This window comes from Paenibacillus sp. WG02 (assembly GCF_055396115.1).
The window spans coordinates 3443470-3462528 of the sequence record NZ_AP036016.1; the positions used below are offsets into that span (position 1 = coordinate 3443470).

Sequence of the window (19059 nt, forward strand, 5' to 3'; positions counted from 1 at the left end):
GATTAACCCAACCAAATGTTATATTTGAATGGTTAGGAGAGGATCATAGCATGGATTGGAAGCCGGACTTATCGTCGGAAACCCCTTTATATAGTCAGATTAAAGATTTTATAAAAAATAAAATATCGCTAGGGGAATGGGCGGTTGGGACCAAAATTCCCTCACAGCGCGCGCTGGCTGAACGCTTTGACGTCAATCGAAGTACGGTTGTGACCGCATTGAGCGATTTGATTGCCGAGGGGTTACTGGAGGGGAACACCAAAGGAGGGACTAGAGTCATCAATAACTCTTGGAATCTTTTAGCTGCTTCGCCTCCTCCAGACTGGAGCTCTTATGTGCAAGCCGGCACTTATTATCCAAACCAACCTGCCATACAGCACATTAATCGTGCGGAATTTCAAGATGGCATTATCCGTTTGGGTACTGGAGAGCTTTCACCTGATTTGCTTCCTTCTGTCCAAATGAAACAGATTTTTGAAGAGTCTTCAGTGAATCCTTTCACTATCGGCTATGAAGAACCTAAAGGAAATCCGTATTTGCGGGAACAGATAGCTGCTTACTTGCATGGCATTGGCGTTCAAACTTCGCCCTCCAACATTCTAATTGTATCTGACTCACTCCAAGCGTTACAACTCATATCCATCGGGTTGCTGCAGCGAGGTTCTTCCATCCTTCTAGAAAAGCCATCCTATTTGTATTCTATCCATGTGTTTCAATCTAGTGCAATTAAGCTGGTTGGTCTACCCATGGATGAAGAAGGCATTCAGACGAATCAGATTAGCCGTTATAAAGAAGGCTACAACGCCTCGCTGCTCTATACGATACCAACTTTTCATAATCCTACGAGCACGCTGATGTCAGAGCCAAGACGTCAAGAGCTGATGAGAATCTGTGCGGATGAGGGACTTCCCATCATTGAGGACGATGCCTATAGGGAGCTTTGGTTTGAAATTCCGCCTCCACTTCCGTTAAAGGCAAGGGATCCTAATGCATTGGTCCTTTATTTGGGGAGTTTGTCGAAGACTTTAAGTCCGGGACTTAGAATTGGTTGGGTGGTCGCCCCAGAACCGGTTATTGAACGTTTGGCTGATATCAAAATGCAGAACGATTACGGCTCGAGCTCATTATCCCAGTGGGCAGCAGCCGAATGGCTTGGTAGAGGCTTATATCAAGAGCATCTTGTCTATGTTAGAGAACAACTAAAGAGAAGAAGGGATTTCACTGTTCAGTTGTTGAAAACCAATTTTACGGAGATAGCTTCATGGTCAGTGCCGGCAGGCGGTTTCTACATTTGGGTTCGCCTCACTGTGGATGTATCCATGCAAATGCTTTTTGAGCGTGCTTTGAAAGCAGGGATTTTGCTGAACCCGGGTTCAATTTATGATAGAAATGCGGGAAACTATTTGCGGATTTCCTATGCCTACGCCAAGCTTCATGAGCTTGAACGGGGTATTGTGCATTTGGCTGAAATGATTAAGGAGCTAGCTATGGTTAGTAAAAATAAATAAATTCCGAGGTGATTACGTGTCTATTAAGGGTTTGAATCATTTATTATTTTCGGTTTCAAATTTAGAGAATTCGATTTCGTTTTATCAACAGGTTTTTGATGCAAAGCTGTTAGTTAAAGGAAGAAGTACGGCCTATTTTGATCTGAATGGCATGTGGATTGCCTTGAATGTCGAACAGCATATTCCTCGAAATGAAATAAACCTTTCCTACACACACATTGCTTTTTCAATTGAAGAAGCTGACTTTGATGATCTGTATGAGAAACTAAAGAAATTGCAGGTTAACATCCTGCCAGGCCGTCCAAGAGATGAGAAAGATAAGAAGTCTATTTACTTCACAGACCCAGATGGTCATAAATTCGAATTTCATACAGGTACTTTAGAGGATAGATTAGATTATTACAAACAGGAGAAAAAGCATATGGAGTTTAACGTTGAATAAGTGGGAAGAGACGCACAAATGATATTTCGGCTTTATCAGATTTGGTATTAATAGAGAAAAGGCACGCTAAATGCATGCCTTTTCTTAATATTGTTCTTGTTCTTGTTACACCATATATGCATGTCATGTTATTAAGAAAGGTTCTGAATGATTGGATACTAAGGGTTGTCCTTCTTTATAGTACAATTGTGGAGATAGCAGGATAAAAAAGATATGAACATCGCGAAAGCCATGCTCACATAGAATTGAATAGAGTTCTTTAACAATGCTATCATGCAATTCCTGATCTCTCGGGAACATATATATTTCTAATGAGAGGGGAGAATTATTTAATTGTTCCACAAGAAGAAGTTCGATTTTTATTTTTTCTTGGACGACGCCCGTTAATTTCGAAAATTGTTGGATGACCGTACTTGAAATCGAAGAAATGAAGTCCTTCTGAAAACCTTTAAATCTGAGAAAAGGCATATGTTGTTCCTTCTTTGCAAAATGGTTAGCGAATTTATTTATTTTAATAAAAAATTCAGGTAAAAACAAATCCTATATTAGATGAAACCATTCTCATATATAGATAAGTGCCGTAGGGGGAAAAATGATGAGCAGCTTACCAAAACAATTCGTTCAAACCTTAAGAGACGTCCATAAGGATAAAGCTGATGAATGGTTGAGAGATTTTGACAAGCTTATTAATGATTGCGAAAAGCGTTGGCAAATCAAAATCATGGCCCCGTTTGATTTATCATTTAATTTTGTGGCTCCTGCCATACGGAAAGACGGAACTGAAGTTGTGATAAAGCTCGTCATTCCAGGTGATGAATTCGTATCTGAAGTCGATGCCCTTACAATTTTTAATGGGAATGGCATTGTCAAAATCATTGATGTTGATATCGCAAAAGGAATTCTTATTCTTGAACGATTAATTCCTGGGAAAACGCTAGCCTCCTTAGAAAATGAGGAGGAAGCTGCTCAGATAGCCTCACAAGTGATGAAGAAATTATGGACTCCTGCACCTGCCCATTCAACTATCATTCCAACAACTAAACATATGGAAAAGAAATTATTAAATATTAGCAAGAGAAATACAGAAGGTCTCGGTCCTATAACAAAGAAAATACTTCAAGAAGCAGTGAACACGTATATTTCAATGAATGCTATGCCGGATAAACCATATTTACTTCATGGCGATTTACATCATTACAATATTTTAATGGCTGCTAGGGAACCTTGGTTAGCGATTGACCCTAAAGGGTTGATTGGCGACAGAGAATACGATGTTATTCAATATTTATTAAATAAATTGCCTAATGGAGATTCAACACATGTTATTGAGAAGCGTATTGATATATTTGTAAAAGAGTTGAACTTAGACAAGAAAAGAATGTTATCGTGGGGGTTTGCACATTCTGTTTTAGCAACCTGTTGGACAGTTCAGGAGGATGGCAGCTATAGTGAGCCTTTTTTTGATGCTATCCATGTTTTTAGGAGTTTGAAGCAGATATAGCGGTTACTTATATTTAAAAAATGGCTATCCCACAGGTCTGTTAAGACATTAGGGGCAGCCATTCTTTATACCATTTGAAAATTAGTCGTTAGAAAGCTTGAGAACCTCCAGCAGTTTGAAGAACAAACTGAGCAGTATGGCAACTATGGTGGCCAGGGCCATGCCTTTCAGTTCAAAATGGCTTAATTTCAGCGTTGCTCCGCTAAGCCCAATGACAAGAACAACGGTTGTTAGAACCAGATTGACCGGTTTGGAATAATCAACTTTCGTTTCCACCAGCATGCGGATCCCCGAAGCGGCGATGATACCGAACAGAAGCAAAGAAACGCCGCCCATGACAGGAGTTGGAATGGTTTGAATCAAGGCTGATATTTTCCCGACAAAGGAGAGCACAATCGCCAGGATCGCTGCTCCTCCGATAACCCAGACCGAATATACGCGGCTAATCGCCATGACACCGATGTTTTCACCGTAAGTTGTATTTGGCGTTGAGCCTACTAGGATGACAGCATGGTAGAGATGCCGTTTCCGAGTAAGGATCTGCTTAATCCAGGGTCTTTGGATAAATCTTTTCCAACCATATTCCCCGTTACAATCAAGTGGCCAATATGCTCCGCTATGACAACTAAAGCAGCAGGAGCGATGATTAAAATACTCGCGAGGTCGAATGTTGGGCTGTAGAATGTAGGAAGTCTGAACCACTGAGCAGCTCCAACTATTTCTCCAATATGTACCAAACCTAGCAATGCTGCGAGCAGATAACCGGCAACAATGGCTACCAAAATCGGAATGACCTTCAAAATTCCGCGAAAGACAATGGAACCTACGACTCCTACCAAAAAAGTAAAAATAGAAACCGATATCACGATAGGATCGGGAACCCAGACTTCTTTTAAATTAGCCGGCTGGATAATACCTGCCATAGTGGCGGCTGTAGGTACCAATTCTAAACCGATAACAGCAACGATCGCTCCCATCGCAGCAGGTGGAAATACAACGTCAATCCAGCGTGTCCCCACGACACGAATTAACAAGGCTATGATTGTAAAAATGAATCCGACCACCAGAAATCCACCTAACGCCGAACTATATCCTTTGGAAGCGAGAACGAAGAAAACGGGGGAGAGGAAGGCGAAGCTTGACCCCAAGAAAGCGGGGATCTTTCCTTTTGTGATGAAAATATAAAGCAAAGTGCCTATCCCGTTCATTAACAGAATAGTAGCTGGATCGACATGAAACAAAATAGGGACCAGCACGGTGGAGCCAAACATAGCAAATAAATGCTGTAAACTAAGGGGAATACTTTCGCCTATGGAGGGGCGTTCATCAACTTGAATAATACGAGACACGGTGGAACTCCCTTCTTAAAGTTATCGTACGATATCTTACCATAATTTGAATGGGAAAAAGAAATAATTATCAAAAATTCTATAAGTCAATTTAAGGACGTGCCAATTGGTCATGCTGTCTTTACATTGTTATTGGCAGATTATATACAATAGTCGGATAATCATAGTCTTATGGAGCCTTTATATGTAAAATCATTCCAATAAAAAATTTCGCTGGGGTCCGCCTCAAGTAATGGCAATCGGATTCGTAGTGATGATCTTAATCGGTGCCGTATTGCTATGGCTGCCTATTTCCTATGTTGGCATTGGCAGATTAGCATTTATTGACGCCTTATTTATGGCGACTTCCGCTACTTGTGTTACCGGGTTGTCCGTGATTAATACAGGAGCGCATCTATCGGCTTTTGGGGAGATTGTTCTTATTTTGCTAGTCCAAATTGGCGGTGAGGTTACTTCGGCGTATGCTACGGCTGGAATGTCGGTGGGATTAACGTCACAGCTCACGGGATTCGGTAAGGTGTTTATCATCATTTTAATGTTTGTCGGACGACTGGGTCCTGTCACATTGGCCTATACCTTGTCGCCGTTGCCGAAAAAAGAGCCTTATCGTTACCCGGAGGGGAAGATCACGATTGGTTGATTGGGGTTGGCAGGGGATTCAGAATAGTTAACGAATGGTGTAAAGGGAAGGATTCTGTAGTTGGAGGGTAACAATGGATATTACCGTGATGACGTTTAACCTGCGGGTAAATGTCAAGCAGGATGGCGACAATGCGTGGCCGAACCGTATCACTGAAGTGACCGAGGCCATAAAAAAAGCGGGGGCAGCGATTGTTTGCACGCAGGAGGGAACGCACGCTATGCTGCAGGATCTACAGCCGCTGCTGCCGGATTACGCCTGGTTCGGTGATGGCCGGCAGGGTGGGAATGAAGACGAGTATTGCGCCGTCTTCTATCATCGCGGTCTGCTGAAACCAGTCGAGAGCGGGAATTTCGGTCTATCCGAATTTCCTGAACAGCTTGGTTATTTGAGCTGGAACACAGGCTGCCCGCGAATATGTACCTGGGTAAGGCTGAGGCAGCAAAATGGACAGGATTATTATGTGTACAATACTCACTTGGATCATATAAGTGAGGAAGCTAGAACGAATGGCATCCAGCTTATTGTAGATCGAATCCGCACCATGAACGGTCGAGACGGGATTCCTGCAATTTTGACGGGTGATTTTAACTGCGGCCCAAGCAGCGATGTGATCGAAATTCTGACACAGGCGGGGCTTTGTGAGACTTATGGCGAGGACAAAGATGTAGGCTGCACCTGGCATGACTTTAAAGGCGGCGAGATGGGAGAGCCGATAGATTACATTTTCGTGACGCCTGAAATTCAAGTTAATTCAATTAACATCGATCGAAGCATGTACAATGGTCGCTATCCGTCAGACCATTATCCAGTCGTGGCGAGTGTGCGATTGTAGCTTAGAAAAGCTTGCGCTGCCTATTGCAGGGAATCGGCAATAAATCAATGGGAAAGAACTCTGATGTTTATCCATCAGGAGGGCTTTCCCTTTGTTCTATTCAGAACTTATCAAATCAAGTGACAAAAACATAAAATTGTAACTTGATTTTTGTTTTGTGTTACAATATAATTAAATCAACAAGCAGGAATCAACCGAATACGAACGGATCGGAGGAGTATCATAATGGGAAACAAACTAACTGGAAAAGTAGCTTTAGTAACCGGAGCATCAAGGGGAATGGGACGCGAAATTGCTGAGGAGTTTGCTCGGAACGGAGCAAAGGTTGTAGTTAACTACGCAAGCAGCCCGGCTAAAGCAGAAGAGGTCGTAAGTGGGATAAAGAACAATGGTGGAGATGCCATAGCAATCCTAGCTGATATTAGCAGCGTGGCAGAAGTAGAGAAACTTTTTCAGGAGACTTTAAAGGCGTTTGGACGTATTGATATTCTAGTCAATAATGCAGGTATTATGATCACCAAACCGATTGCTAGCCTTACAGAAGAGGATTCAATTTGCAATAAATGTGAAGGGAACTTTCTTTGCTTGCCAGCAAGCTGCAAAATTTATGGAACAGAACGGTCGCATAATTAACTTCTCTACTTCAGTTGTTGGTCAAATGTTCCCAACTTACAGTGTGTACGCAGGAACAAAGGGAGCAGTGGAGCAGTTTACGCGCCAATTAGCCAAAGAGTTTGGTCCGAAGGGGATCACCATCAATGCAATTGCACCTGGTCCGGTTAACACGGAGCTATTCACAGTTGGAAAAACAGAGGAGCAAATTGAAGGTATTCGTAAAATGAATGCGTTCGGACGTCTAGGAGAACCTAACGATATTGCCAGTGTTGCGCTATTTTTGGCGAGCGAGGAATCTCAGTGGATAACGGGTCAAACGATTCGTAGTAATGGAGGATTTGTGTAGAAATATATACCAAAAAAGAGCTGCCGCGGCGGCTCTTTTTTGATTATTAAACTTCAACCATATTATGGTAAAATAGTATGGGGAATTTTATTAGAAGTGGAGAGTGTTGAAATGATATTTTCGAAAAATAATTTTTATGGGATATATGCTGTGATATAGAAAAATCAACTAAAAACTAAGGAGATCTTAATATGCCTAAGAACAAAAACATTGAACCTAATCATGTGAAAATTGACGGCGAGCAGATATCTGACATTCCAAAGTTAAGCAGTCCAGCACGTCGAGCACTCGCTAATGCGGGATACTTGCGACTAGAGCAGTTCAGTAAGCTCACCGAGGCTGAGATCTTGAAGCTGCATGGTATGGGGCCAAAGTCTCTGGAACAGATCCGTAAAGCTCTCGCCGCCAAGGGCCAATCGTTCGCCGATGGCTCTTGACGTGCGAGTGTCAATTCATATGAAGGAATAATTATTCAGGAAGTTGTCCCGAAGCTCTAATAATGAAAAGAAAACTGGATATGATCTTGTATGCGTGTATGTATCTCAGAAGATGAGCTGCGTGGACTAGTTCTTCAATGCAAAGCAATTCATGGGTATTTGGGACCTCTGATATAGACCCATAACATAGGGTTCGCCGCCTTTATAGAATACCTTTATCATTCTATGTTAACGCGGTAATTTGTTAAAGGAATAATGTGGAAATATAGCCTATTGAACGTTATCAACAAGCTGAAGTTGTACTTCGTACAACAATTTCCTTGATTTCTGCTTGGCAAGCTCAGAATGTTGTAAAATCTACAACAATTTATCCTGTTTATAGGTTTTAGAGCTACTTTAGGCTAAAATTGTTGTATTTTTTGCAACAATCGCGTGGATAACGCGGAATAGCTTGCTTATTGTTGTACAAAATACAACTTCACACGGATGTGAAGCGAATATTTTAGTATTACGTCTCATGAGCGTAGTTTGCGTTGCATCAACCTTAATAAACACTCTCATAGAGACCTATAAATCTCTGTCTAGCGTTACGGATTCTCCTTGGAGGACATGATGAGCGATAAGTGTCTCGGCAGGAACTTCATCATTGTTAATTTGACTAATTAGTACGTCAGCCAGTTTAGTGCCGATTTCATTCACATTGTAATCAACTGTTGTTAGTAAAGGATTAATGTATTTCAATACGTGAATGTTATCGAAACCCATGAGGCCAATTTGTTCAGGTACTCGGATTTTGCGGGATTTCAACCACTTCAGAACCTCAAGTGCGTACACGTCACTAGAGCATAAGATCGCGCTTTTGCCGTCCGTTTTCTCTATCAATTGCTCCAATTCGGCCAAATAATTTTTCTGTACGATGACGTTATGCCGCATATCTGAGATCTCTTCACATGCCTCGATAAAACCAAGATATCGTTGTTCGGGCACATATATATTTTCTTTTCCCTTTCGCATCAGAGGCGGACTTAAATAGATCAAATGCCGATAGCCTTGGCTGGAAAGAAAGGCGACAGAGTCTCGGATCGCTTGCTTGTCGTCAATCCAAACATAAGGAAACGGGCCTGAAAGGCGATTGCCGAAGGTCACGATAGGTGTCCGCGAGCGAGTCAAAAGAGTTTCAAATTTTTTGTTGAAATTTGCTGGCAGCAAGGCGATTCCATCGACTCTACGATCTAACAAGTTGTTGATATATTCAAGTTCTAGGTCCTTGTCGCGATTAGAAAGGACAAGATAAACGATATAGCCCCGTTTCCTTGCTTCGGCTTCGAACGCGTGGAATAACTGGGAGAAAATTTGATTATGAATGTCAAACAGCACGATACCTAACGTTTTGGTATGTCCTTTGACAAGGCTTTGAGCTAAAAAATGGGGGCGGTAGCCGAGCTCCTCTGCGACCCGCAGTATTTTCACACGAGTTTCCGGATTAATACCGGGACGGTTGTTTAGCGCCCGATCCACCGTTCCCCGTGTAACTCCGCACAGCTCGGCGATTTGTTTACTGGTAATGTTCATGCGGCCTCCGTGAGAATGGAATCTAGTGGTCTAATCGTAGCCTAACTGAGCGGGCTGGTCAATACCTCGTGCTCGTGAACGATACAGGGGAGTTAGGCATAGGAAAGATGAACTAATTTGAAATAAAAGCGTTTACAAACTTGAGGGCATTTGTTAAGATGAAATCGTTCACGTGCACGAAATTAGATATTGGAGCTCACATTGTTTATTTGCCACTCAGAAGTAGGAACGGTGGCAAGGGGGGACGCCCCTATCGGTACTATGATCTTTGCTTCAAATTTTTTTAGTCTTTTCCGTGCACGTGCACGGAAAAGATCTTCGACCATGATTCAACAACATAGACAGACATCTGGATGCACCGGGTTAGCTGTTCCGGCAGTGCGTCCCACAATCTGTTAAGGATGGTGTCTCGCATATGAAAAAGGTTTGGGTCCTATTATTGATTCTTTCACTTGGGTGGTCGCTAGTCGCATGCAGCTCAGAAAGCAAACCTACTGCATCCAAATCAGGTAAAGCCGAACTTACGTTAGTTTGGAGCAAAAATGAAGCATCCGATGAACAGCTTACGAATATTTTGGCCGAGTTCAATAAGCTTAACCCCGATATCACTGTGAAGAGGGTCGAAGTGGTCAGCAACGGTTGGGCCGATTATTTTAATAAAATTCAGACAATGATTGCTGGCGGCAAATCACCTGACGTTATTCGCGTAGCGATCGAAGGCATCCAGATGTTTGCCAAACAGAACCTGCTTCTCCCGCTGGATCCCTATATGAAAACAGATCCCGGTGCTTTGGATAACTATAGTGATCTGCATCCAAAGCTTCAATCGCCTTTCGTTATTGACAATAAAACGTACGGATTTGTTTGGGACTGGAATAACGTCGTTATGCACTTCAATACCGATCTCCTCAAGCAAGCTGGGCTATCTGTTCCAAATAAAGGCTGGACGAAGGATGACTTTCTTCAGTACGCTCAAAAGTTGACCTCAGAGAAGGATGGGAAGAAAACTTTCGGATTTGCGATTCCCAATTATTATTTTGGAGCGTCGGCATGGTTGTTTAACAACAATGCGAGTGTACTGAATGACGATATGACCACTAGTAAATTAGATGATCCTAATGCCATCGAGATGATGCAATTTTTTCAGGATCTTATCTACAAATACAAAGTTGCGCCGGTTCCTGACCCTAAGGATAACCAAATCCAGATGTTGATCAACGGTCAAATTGCTATGATATCTGCTGGTAAATGGCCATTTGGCACCTATGACAAAAATAAATTCACGAATATTGACGTACAGTATTTGCCAACGTTCAAGACGAACAAAGTTATTTTCGGGTCAGGGGCGTTCCCTGTTCTCAAATCAACCAAATACCCGGAAGCGGCATATAAACTTGCTGCTTTCCTAAGCGGCGCCTATTCGCAGAAAACGACGCTTTCCAACACGTCAATTCCAACCCGCATCTCTGTTATGAACGAAGTTTTGCCGAAGACACCAGCTCAGAATTGGAAAGTATACGCAGAAAGCGCCGATATTGCCAAAGCGGTAGAACTCCTATGCAATATGGTGAAATTCAGGGAGTATTCGACCGGCATGTATCGGAGATCCTGTCTAACCAGTCCGATGCAGCGACAGCCATGAAGAAAGCCAAACAAGAAATTGATGCCATCCTGAAAAAATGACGTTGACTCGCGGTATGCCGTCGGCGATCCAATCGGATCGCCCGGCACCCCGGTTCATGGGAGGGATCTAGCGTGGCAGTTAATCGTAAAATGTCCAACATCCTCGTCGGGTTCTTATTTCTGTCGCCGGCTTTGCTATTTTTTATTATATTTATCGGCGAACCGGTTGTGGCAACCATTTATCTCAGTTTCACGAAATACAACGTAATCACGCCAGCCAAATGGATCGGTTTTGACAACATTACACATTTATTTGTTGATGATCGGTTATGGCTTACTTATGGCAATACGATCAAGTATGTTGCGATTTTAACGCCGATGCACGTTATTCTCGGGCTGCTCATTGCGTTAGCGGTTAACCGGAATATAGGCAAGGGTTGGAAATATCTGTACCGTACGATATTCTATTTCCCGGTATTAGCGACTTCTGCTGCGGTCGCCGTCGCATGGCAATTCATTTTCAGCAAGGATTTCGGCATTCTGAATTACTTTCTTAGCAAGTTTGGAGTCGACCCGATTCCTTGGATGCAATCGCCACAGTGGGTGTACCTGGCCGTTGCGATTTACAGTTTTTGGAAATTTGTAGGAAATGCATTTCTTTACTATTTGATCGGCCTTCAAAGCATTCCAGAACCTCTCTATGAAGCGGCCGAAATTGATGGTGCAAGCAAAATGCAGCGATTCTTCTTCATCACACTGCCGATGCTTTCTCCTACCATTTTCTTCGTTTTGGTTACTACGCTAATAGGTGCGACGCAAATATTCGATGAACCGTACCTTATCACCGGTGGCGGTCCTGGCGATGCTTCGCGTTCGGTGAACATGTATATTTATGAGGTCGCCTTCCAACATCATGAGATGGGGTATGCATCTACGCTCTCACTCAGTCTGTTCTTGATCATTCTGTGCGTGACGATCTTGCAATTTTCCATCAGCCATAAATGGGTAAATTACGATCGGGACTAAAAGGGAGTTGATACTTGTGGAGGTTACCAAGCTGCGGGTTGCAGGGACGGCTAGAAGAACCGTGAGGCGAATCAAACTAGAACGCATCATACTGGATGGCGCTTTGCTTGTGTTCTCTTTTCTCATGCTCACCCCTTTCCTATGGATTTTCTCCACCTCGCTGCGTCTGCCGAAAGATTCGTTCTCACTGCCGCCTGCCATTTTTCCGACAGCGTGGCACATCGGCAACTATGCGGAGGTGTTCGCAAAGGTACCGTTTTCAGATTTTATTTTCAATAGTTTGAAAATTTGCTTGATCATCGTGATTGGGCATATATTCATTTCAAGCATGGCCGCTTTTGCCTTCTCTCGTATAGCTTTTCCGGGACGCAACGTTCTCTTTCTCGTCTTTCTTTCCGGACTTATGATCCCGGGGCAGGTAACGATCATTCCTCAGTTCATTCTGATGTCAAAGTTAGGTTTGGTCGACACGCATTTGGCGCTCATTTTGCCGGGGCTTATCAACCCGTTCGGGATATTCATGATTCGGCAAACCATGATGTCCATCTCCTATACCTATGACGAAGCCGCTTATATGGACGGTGCTAGCCGAGTATGGGTTTTCCTTAAAGTCATCCTGCCCATGTCGTTTCCGGCGGTTGCCGTAACTTCAGTAATTAGTTTCATCGCGCATTGGAACGATTTTTTCCGTCCTTTAATTTTTCTGAATTCCTTCGAAAAGATGACGCTGCCGATTGGTATGACGGCATTAACGGGAGCGTTCGGAACGGGGAATTTGTCTGCTATTTTGGCAGGGGTGACATTGTCGCTTATCGTTCCCCTGCTCTTTTATATTTTTGGACAAAAATACTTGCTTGATGGCATTACGGCGGGTGGACTTAAACTGTGAGTGTCTGTCAGGATTCATGAAATCAGTTAGGAACTTAAGGAGGCCAATATATGAGCAACAACACATTGAACGAACAGTTTCGTATGGACAAAGACTTTATATATACAGGAGCCAAGACGAGCCAAATCTCTTTTCCGCTTGGCGGGATTGGAACGGGAAGTATCGGTCTCGCCGGTAACGGACGGTTGATTGATTGGGAAATTTTCAACCGGCCTAACAAGCTGAGCTTTAACGGATTCTCTTTCTTTGCCGTAAAGGCGGAATGTAAGGGTGAGGTCAAACTGACCAAAGTGCTCAATGGGGATATGCAGGCACCGTACACAGGAGAAGGGAAAGGCAAATACGAGGGTTATGGGTACGGACCTAGACGGGAAAACATGGCCGGATTTCCGCACTTTACGAATACATCGTTCCGTGGACAATTCCCGTTCGCAGAAATGACGTTCGACGATGCTGATGACCCGATCACGGTCAAATTGACAGCCTTCAATCCATTCATTCCTTTGAATGATCGGGATTCATCTATACCCTGTGCCATTTTCGAATATGAGGTGACTAATCGGTCAGCGGATGAGTTGGACATCAGTGTGGTTGGCAATGTGTCAAATCCATTTCGTCAGGGGGCTGTCAATGAAGCGGTGGAATTCGGCGGACGGCGAGCCATCCGTATGTCTTCCACTCAATATGAAGCTGACGAAGCGGAATTTGGTGATCTAACGTTGATGACTGATAATGATGACGTTAGCTATCAATCGTATTGGTATCGGGGTGGATGGTTCGATAACTTGACCGTATTCTGGAAGGATTTCCGTCGGCCAGGTCGCTTTCAGGAGCGAAGATATGAAGGACCGCGTGAACTGGATGCGAATAGGCTGCACGAAAAGCATCAGGATGTTGGTCTGCTGAGCGGGCATCGCACGGTAGCGGCTGGTGGGAAGGCTAAATTCCGCTTCGTGCTTGCCTGGAACTTTCCGAATTACGTCAACTTCTGGAATCCAGGCAATGGGGAAGATAGCGGCCGACTACCTTCTTGGAAAAACTATTACTCAACGTTGTTCCGTGACTCTACCGATACGGCAAATTACATCATGGAAAACTTTGATAGATTGAACAAGGAGACGCGTTTGTTCCAAGAGACGCTGTTCAATTCTACACTTCCCGACACTGTGATTGACGCTATTAGCAGCAACATTTCGATCCTAAAATCCCCTACTGTGCTGCGTTTGACCGACGGGACACTTTACGGTTTCGAGGGTGTTCATACGAACGAAGGCTCGTGTGAAGGTTCCTGTACTCATGTATGGAATTACGAGCAGGCGACAGCCTTCTTGTTCCCGGCACTTGCCCGTTCGATGCGTAACATCGAGTACAAACACGCCCAGTTCGAGAATGGTAAAATGGCGTTCCGTCTCATGCTGCCGGCCGAGCGAACGACTCGTGATAACACGTTCAGGGCGGCGGCCGACGGTCAGATGGGAGGCGTGATTAAGTCCTACAGGGAATGGAAAATTTCAGGCGATACGGAATGGCTGCGCTCGATTTGGCCGAATGTTCGCAAAGCTCTCGAATATGCCTGGAATCCTACGAATGAAGATCAATGGGATGCCGACAAGGACGGTGTCATGGAAGGGCGCCAGCATCATACGCTGGACATGGAGTTATTCGGCCCCAATTCTTGGCTGACGAGCATGTACTTGACTGCGTTGAAGGCGGCAGCTTGAGATGGCGGAGGATCTCGGGGAACAGGAGATTGCGGCAGAATACGACTCCATTTACACCAAAGGTTCCGCATGGACGAACGAGCATATGTTCAATGGCCGGTACTTCCATCAGTTGGTCGATCTCAAAGACCGATCAATCCTAGAGAAATATGGAGCGGAAGAAGTGTATTGGAATGACGAGGCAGGTGAACACAAGTATCAGATTGGTGAAGGCTGCGGAATAGATCAAGTACTCGGTCAATGGTTTGCTCATCTGGTTGGTCTCGGTTATGTCCTTGATCCTGTGAAAGTGAAACGAGCGGTTCAATCGATTTATGATCATAATTATATCGAGAATTTGCGTGATTTTCCGAATGCCTGCCGCATCTATGGATTGAATGACGAGTCTGGCCTGATGATCTGTACTTGGCCTGATGAGAACAGTCCGATCGTGCCGGTTCCTTATGCAGACGAATGCATGAATGGGTTCGAATATCAAGCTGCTTGCCATATGATTTATGAAGGACTCGTGATAGAAGGGCTGAGTGCCGTTAAGTCTATCCGGGACCGATATGATGGAGAGCGCCGAAACCCATGGAATGAGTTCGAGTGCGGCAGCAATTATGTCCGTTCCATGGCGTCCTATGGCCTGCTTCTTGCTTTAAGCGGATTCGAATATGATATGGTAGCAGGACATGTTGGCTTTAGCCCGAGATGGCAAGCTGATGATTTTCGTTGTTTCTGGAGCTTGAACGACGGTTGGGGCGAGTTCCGCAGCAGCGATGGAAAGCTCGAGTTAGAGGTAATGATGGGGGAATTAAGGTTATCCAGCTTTGGAAGCAGACTCTTGGTTGGGCAAGATGTGAAGAGCGTAATGATTGGCGGCAAAAGCGTCTCCTTTGAACAGGCTGAGGGAAATTTAATATGGAAAGAAAAAATAGTTCTTGAACCGCAAACCAAACTTATCCTACAGTTTTAAAATATAGGTGATAGAGCTGGTCCTTCATCATGTTGGGCTGGCTTTCATTTGGAATGGAGGCTATGGAACATGGATGCAAACGATGTAATGGAATCAGCTGTTGGGCAATTACGCCATGTCCCGGGAATCAAGGCGGTCGTGTTGGGCGGATCTCGGGCCTGTGGTACCGAAACAGCGGAATCCGACATTGACATTGGACTCTACTACCAATCTGGGTACCCGATCGACACGGAGGCTCTCGAAATTTTAGCATCGGCACTAGACGACGAACGTCGTAGTGGTCTAATTACGCCAATAGGCGATTGGGGGCCATGGATTAACGGCGGCGGCTGGTTAAAGGTGGGAGGATATTCAATGGACCTCCTCTACCGCGATACGGAGAGGGTAAAAGGAGTGATCAACGATTGCCGCAATGGTCAGATCGACATCCATTATCAGCCAGGGCATCCTCATGGATTCTGTACATCCATTTACATGGGAGAAGCGGCTTATTGCCGACCTCTCTGGGATCCAGAGGGTCTAGTAGCTGAGATTAAGAAGTTGACCGATCCGTATCCAGATCCCCTTCGGCAAGCGACAATCGCGAAGTTTATGTGGGAAGCCGATTTTTCCGTATCGAATGCCAAAAAAGCATGGAGTCGCAAGGATATATCTTATGCGGCTGGTCATCTCTTTCGGACGGTAAGTTGTTTAACGCAAGTATTGTTTGCTTGCAATGGGGTTTATCTTTTGAACGAGAAAGGGGCGGTAGCACAGTGTAGTCGTTTTCAGTTGGCTCCAAGTGATTTCGAGTCACGCGTTCGGGAGGGCTTCTCTTGTTTGACAGCTGAACGATCTGATTTGTATAAGGCAATCGGCGTATTTGAAGCGCTTGTCCGTGAAACGGCAGAGATTGCTTCATAAACGAACTTTCATGCAAAAAGTGCAGTTAATTTCTGTTAAAACTACCTTTCGGTAGGCAGAAGCTGCAAAAACTACATCAAATTTAACCGATTCTGGCTCAAGGCCAGAGTTTGGCCTGAATTTGATGTACAAAATGCATGATTACTCGCCAGATGAGTCACTTTTAACAAATTTTGATGTACTTTTTACATCTATGTTTGTCGAGTGCCACCCCTAACCCCAACCGTCCTGCAGGTGATGCCCAAATACCACTTTGGATGTTTGATTCTCTGCTCTTATTGAACAGAATTTGCCCGTCCAAGTATAGAATCGGCAAATTTATCCAAACTATGGTTGATGGAGGTGATCAATTTGAAAGACAAGTCCCAATCCAACCATAACGAGCCGACAATTGCACCGGGTATGAACACGCATGATCCTCTTGAGAAAAAAGCAACGGAAGAAGATATTGAAAATGGCGATGCTACTTCCGTGACCCGTTTATATTTAGATCGTACACCAGAAGACTAAGTCATTCATAAATCTCCCTTTGGCCGAAATGGCTAACGGGATTTTGTTATATTTAAACCAGATAAAAAACATACAATCGGAAAGGTTGACTTCTATATGATTAGCAGCCTTTGTAAAAGGAACGGACGAACATGCTGACGAACCCGGACATACCGTTTTCCCGCAATTGGCCTTTGCACTTGATGATCTTCGTGTTTGCTGTGTATTGGGGATTCACGGCCATCGCACCCACAGACCGGATACAATGGCTTATGGAGAGCATACTTCCCGTTATCGTCGTGCTTGTTATCGCTTTCACTTATAAAGTTTTCCGGTTCTCTAACGTTTCCTATTTACTCATGTTTATTTTTCTTTGCTTACATACTTATGCCGCTCATTATACCTATGAGGGTACACCTTTCGATATGTGGCTGAAAGCTTCGCTTCATACACAGAGAAGCTACTACGATCGGGTCGTTCATTTCGCATTCGGTTTGTTCTGGACATATCCATTCCGTGAATTGCTAACACGAGCCGCCGCACTACGTGGTTTTTGGTCTTATATCATTCCCGTGGCTGTCTGTTTCAGTTTCAGCGCCTGTTTCGAAATCATAGAGATGGGGGCTGCTTTTGTAGCTGGGCAAAAGGGAGTGGAATATGTCGGTCTGCAAGGTGATGTTTTTGATACTCAAAAAGACATGGGACTTGGATTAGCTGGAGCGGTTATTTCGATGTGCATGCTTGCATGGGTGTTGTGGCGGAAAAAAGTAAAAAAGAGACAATGATCCTAGAATCATTGACGCGCCCTGTTTCGCAACTTATGATGGGGATAACTACGATCTAAATGAAAGGAGAGACCCCAATATGATAGCTTTCGCACGACCTCCCTGTTAAGACGTAACAGCTAGTCCGCCGCGAGCCCCCCCCTGATTTGATTGAGCCTAATTAGCAAAATCAGATCTAGGAGAGGAGCTCCATCATGGACTATACAGCCAACCTTCATAAACTATTTGCGCTCCGCTTCTTTTCTAGTCTTATCCCAGCCTACGTCATCGAGAGACTTTTCTGGGAGGAGCGGGGTATGACCATACAGATGGTTGTGTATACCGAAATTATTTACGCCCTGACAATCGTCCTTCTGGAGATTCCGACCGGTATTATGGCCGACAAGTGGGGCCGAAAAAGGATGCTAGTACTAAGCTCCCTCTTGGCGTGCAGTGAGTTTCTGATTCTACTGTTTGCGACGGAATTCTGGCACTTTGCCTTGGTTGTTTTCTTGGCGGGCGTGAGCAGATCAGCCAGCAGCGGCTCAGAGAATGCCTTGCTTTACGACTCCTTGCTGCTGCAAGGGAAATCTTCTACGTTCGAAAAACAACTGGGCAGATTGAATGCCTGCGACTTCGTATCCGCCATACTCGCTGCACTGTGCGGAAGCTTGCTTGCAAGTAAATACGGCCTTGAGCTGAACTACTGGATATCACTCGGAAGCATGCTAATTGCTCTAGCCATCTCACTGGTATTGATTGAACCGGCTGCTAAGGACAGCACTTCTGTTGAGGAAGCAATTCCTTTCAAGACATATATCGTGATGTCTCTGCGCTTTTTTCGAACGAACCCAAGTGTCTCCATTGTGATGCTTTCAGCCATGGTGACGGGTGCTGCGATGGGGTATATTGAAGAGTTCTGGCAGTTATACGCGAGCAGACTAGGTATTCCAGTTGTGTACTTCGGCGTATTATCAGCAGGGATCATGCTGCTGCAGTTTCCTGGAAATTTGATGTCACACGTGCTGATACGTTGGTTCAGCTATAGAGCGTTGATTTTAATGATTATGGTTATTTTCTCCTTCGGCTTCACGTATGTCGCACTTAGTAAGGATTTCATCGGCCTCACGGCAATGTTCATCATTTGCTTGTTCTCTGGCGTGATGGAGCCAATCGCATCGGGCTACTTGCATCACCGGACTGATTCCTCAATGCGGGCAACAATCGATTCTTTCCAGTCGCTAGGGGAGAACCTCGTGCACACGCTCGCTGGGCTTGGCTTCGGTTACTTTGCCTCAAAATATGACGTGTTCGGCGGCTATGGCTTTCTTGCGCTATTGTGCTGCGCTTTTCTCATTTGGTTCATTGGAGCATCCCGTAAAATCGGAAAATGAACACCATTCAACAAGAGACGGCGGCCCTAATTGGCTGTCGTCTTTTA

The 19059-nt window shown here is 44.4% G+C and carries 17 protein-coding genes and 2 pseudogenes; 16 read left to right on the forward strand and 3 right to left on the reverse strand.

All coding sequences use genetic code 11. From position 1 onward, the window contains the following. The first annotated feature begins 50 nt into the window (after positions 1-50). Positions 51-1508, forward strand: a complete 1458-nt coding sequence (locus ACBP55_RS15220) for an aminotransferase-like domain-containing protein (protein WP_464652640.1) — start codon at positions 51-53, stop codon at positions 1506-1508. Positions 1509-1524: 16 nt separating this feature from the next. Further along, positions 1525-1950 carry a FosM family fosfomycin resistance protein gene (gene fosM, locus ACBP55_RS15225; protein ID WP_464652641.1) on the forward strand — a complete coding sequence of 142 codons (426 nt, stop codon included), beginning with the start codon at positions 1525-1527 and terminating at the stop codon, positions 1948-1950. Between the two features lie 123 nt (positions 1951-2073). Here the strand turns inward: fosM and ACBP55_RS15230 are convergent, their stop codons facing one another. After that, positions 2074-2418 (reverse strand): DUF1904 family protein, encoded by a 345-nt coding sequence (locus tag ACBP55_RS15230; RefSeq protein ID WP_464652642.1) that lies wholly within the window; start codon positions 2416-2418, stop codon positions 2074-2076. Between the two features lie 124 nt (positions 2419-2542). On the opposite strand from ACBP55_RS15230, the gene ACBP55_RS15235 reads away from it, so the two are divergent. Next, positions 2543-3451: an aminoglycoside phosphotransferase family protein gene (locus tag ACBP55_RS15235; protein ID WP_464652643.1), complete on the forward strand. Its 909-nt coding sequence runs from the start codon at positions 2543-2545 to the stop codon at positions 3449-3451. 81 nt (positions 3452-3532) lie between these two features. Here ACBP55_RS15235 and uraA read toward each other — a convergent pair. Continuing rightward, positions 3533-4800 (reverse strand): annotated as a pseudogene (gene uraA / locus ACBP55_RS15240) (uracil permease). A 232-nt stretch (positions 4801-5032) separates the two neighbouring features. Here uraA and ACBP55_RS15245 point away from each other — a divergent pair. From ACBP55_RS15245 to ACBP55_RS15260, 4 genes and pseudogenes are all read left to right on the forward strand, one after another. Beyond that, positions 5033-5440: a potassium transporter TrkG gene (locus ACBP55_RS15245; RefSeq protein ID WP_464652644.1), complete on the forward strand. Its 408-nt coding sequence runs from the start codon at positions 5033-5035 to the stop codon at positions 5438-5440. A gap of 73 nt (positions 5441-5513) precedes the next feature. Further along, complete coding sequence (locus ACBP55_RS15250; RefSeq protein WP_464652645.1) at positions 5514-6275, forward strand: endonuclease/exonuclease/phosphatase family protein; 762 nt, start codon at positions 5514-5516, stop codon at positions 6273-6275. A gap of 225 nt (positions 6276-6500) precedes the next feature. After that, a pseudogene (locus ACBP55_RS15255) lies at positions 6501-7236 on the forward strand (SDR family oxidoreductase). Positions 7237-7427: 191 nt separating this feature from the next. Then, positions 7428-7673 (forward strand): DNA-directed RNA polymerase subunit alpha C-terminal domain-containing protein, encoded by a 246-nt coding sequence (locus tag ACBP55_RS15260; RefSeq protein WP_464652646.1) that lies wholly within the window; start codon positions 7428-7430, stop codon positions 7671-7673. 567 nt (positions 7674-8240) lie between these two features. On the opposite strand, the gene ACBP55_RS15265 is transcribed toward ACBP55_RS15260, so the two are convergent. Continuing rightward, positions 8241-9245 carry a LacI family DNA-binding transcriptional regulator gene (locus ACBP55_RS15265; RefSeq protein WP_464652647.1) on the reverse strand — a complete coding sequence of 335 codons (1005 nt, stop codon included), beginning with the start codon at positions 9243-9245 and terminating at the stop codon, positions 8241-8243. Positions 9246-9660: 415 nt separating this feature from the next. Here ACBP55_RS15265 and ACBP55_RS15270 point away from each other — a divergent pair, with 415 nt between their 5' ends. The 9 genes from ACBP55_RS15270 to ACBP55_RS15310 all read left to right on the forward strand — a co-directional run bounded on the left by ACBP55_RS15270 (position 9661) and on the right by ACBP55_RS15310 (position 19012). Continuing rightward, entirely contained in the window at positions 9661-10887 is a 1227-nt protein-coding gene (locus ACBP55_RS15270; protein WP_464652648.1) for an ABC transporter substrate-binding protein, read from the forward strand. Between the two features lie 113 nt (positions 10888-11000). Beyond that, entirely contained in the window at positions 11001-11894 is an 894-nt protein-coding gene (locus ACBP55_RS15275; protein ID WP_464652649.1) for a carbohydrate ABC transporter permease, read from the forward strand. Positions 11895-11910: 16 nt separating this feature from the next. Next, positions 11911-12783 carry a carbohydrate ABC transporter permease gene (locus tag ACBP55_RS15280; protein ID WP_464652650.1) on the forward strand — a complete coding sequence of 291 codons (873 nt, stop codon included), beginning with the start codon at positions 11911-11913 and terminating at the stop codon, positions 12781-12783. Between the two features lie 50 nt (positions 12784-12833). After that, entirely contained in the window at positions 12834-14504 is a 1671-nt protein-coding gene (locus ACBP55_RS15285) for a GH116 family glycosyl-hydrolase (RefSeq protein WP_464652651.1), read from the forward strand. 1 nt (position 14505) lies between these two features. Then, complete coding sequence (locus ACBP55_RS15290; protein ID WP_464652652.1) at positions 14506-15462, forward strand: GH116 family glycosyl hydrolase; 957 nt, start codon at positions 14506-14508, stop codon at positions 15460-15462. 69 nt (positions 15463-15531) lie between these two features. Further along, the gene (locus tag ACBP55_RS15295; protein WP_464652653.1) at positions 15532-16365 is read left to right on the forward strand and encodes a nucleotidyltransferase domain-containing protein; all 834 of its coding nucleotides are present in this window, start codon (positions 15532-15534) and stop codon (positions 16363-16365) included. Positions 16366-16716: 351 nt separating this feature from the next. Next, positions 16717-16875, forward strand: a complete 159-nt coding sequence (locus ACBP55_RS15300; RefSeq protein ID WP_464653590.1) for a hypothetical protein — start codon at positions 16717-16719, stop codon at positions 16873-16875. 131 nt (positions 16876-17006) lie between these two features. After that, positions 17007-17639 (forward strand): DUF2238 domain-containing protein, encoded by a 633-nt coding sequence (locus ACBP55_RS15305; protein WP_464652654.1) that lies wholly within the window; start codon positions 17007-17009, stop codon positions 17637-17639. Between the two features lie 194 nt (positions 17640-17833). Next, complete coding sequence (locus tag ACBP55_RS15310) at positions 17834-19012, forward strand: MFS transporter (RefSeq protein ID WP_464652655.1); 1179 nt, start codon at positions 17834-17836, stop codon at positions 19010-19012. Positions 19013-19059 lie beyond the last annotated feature (47 nt).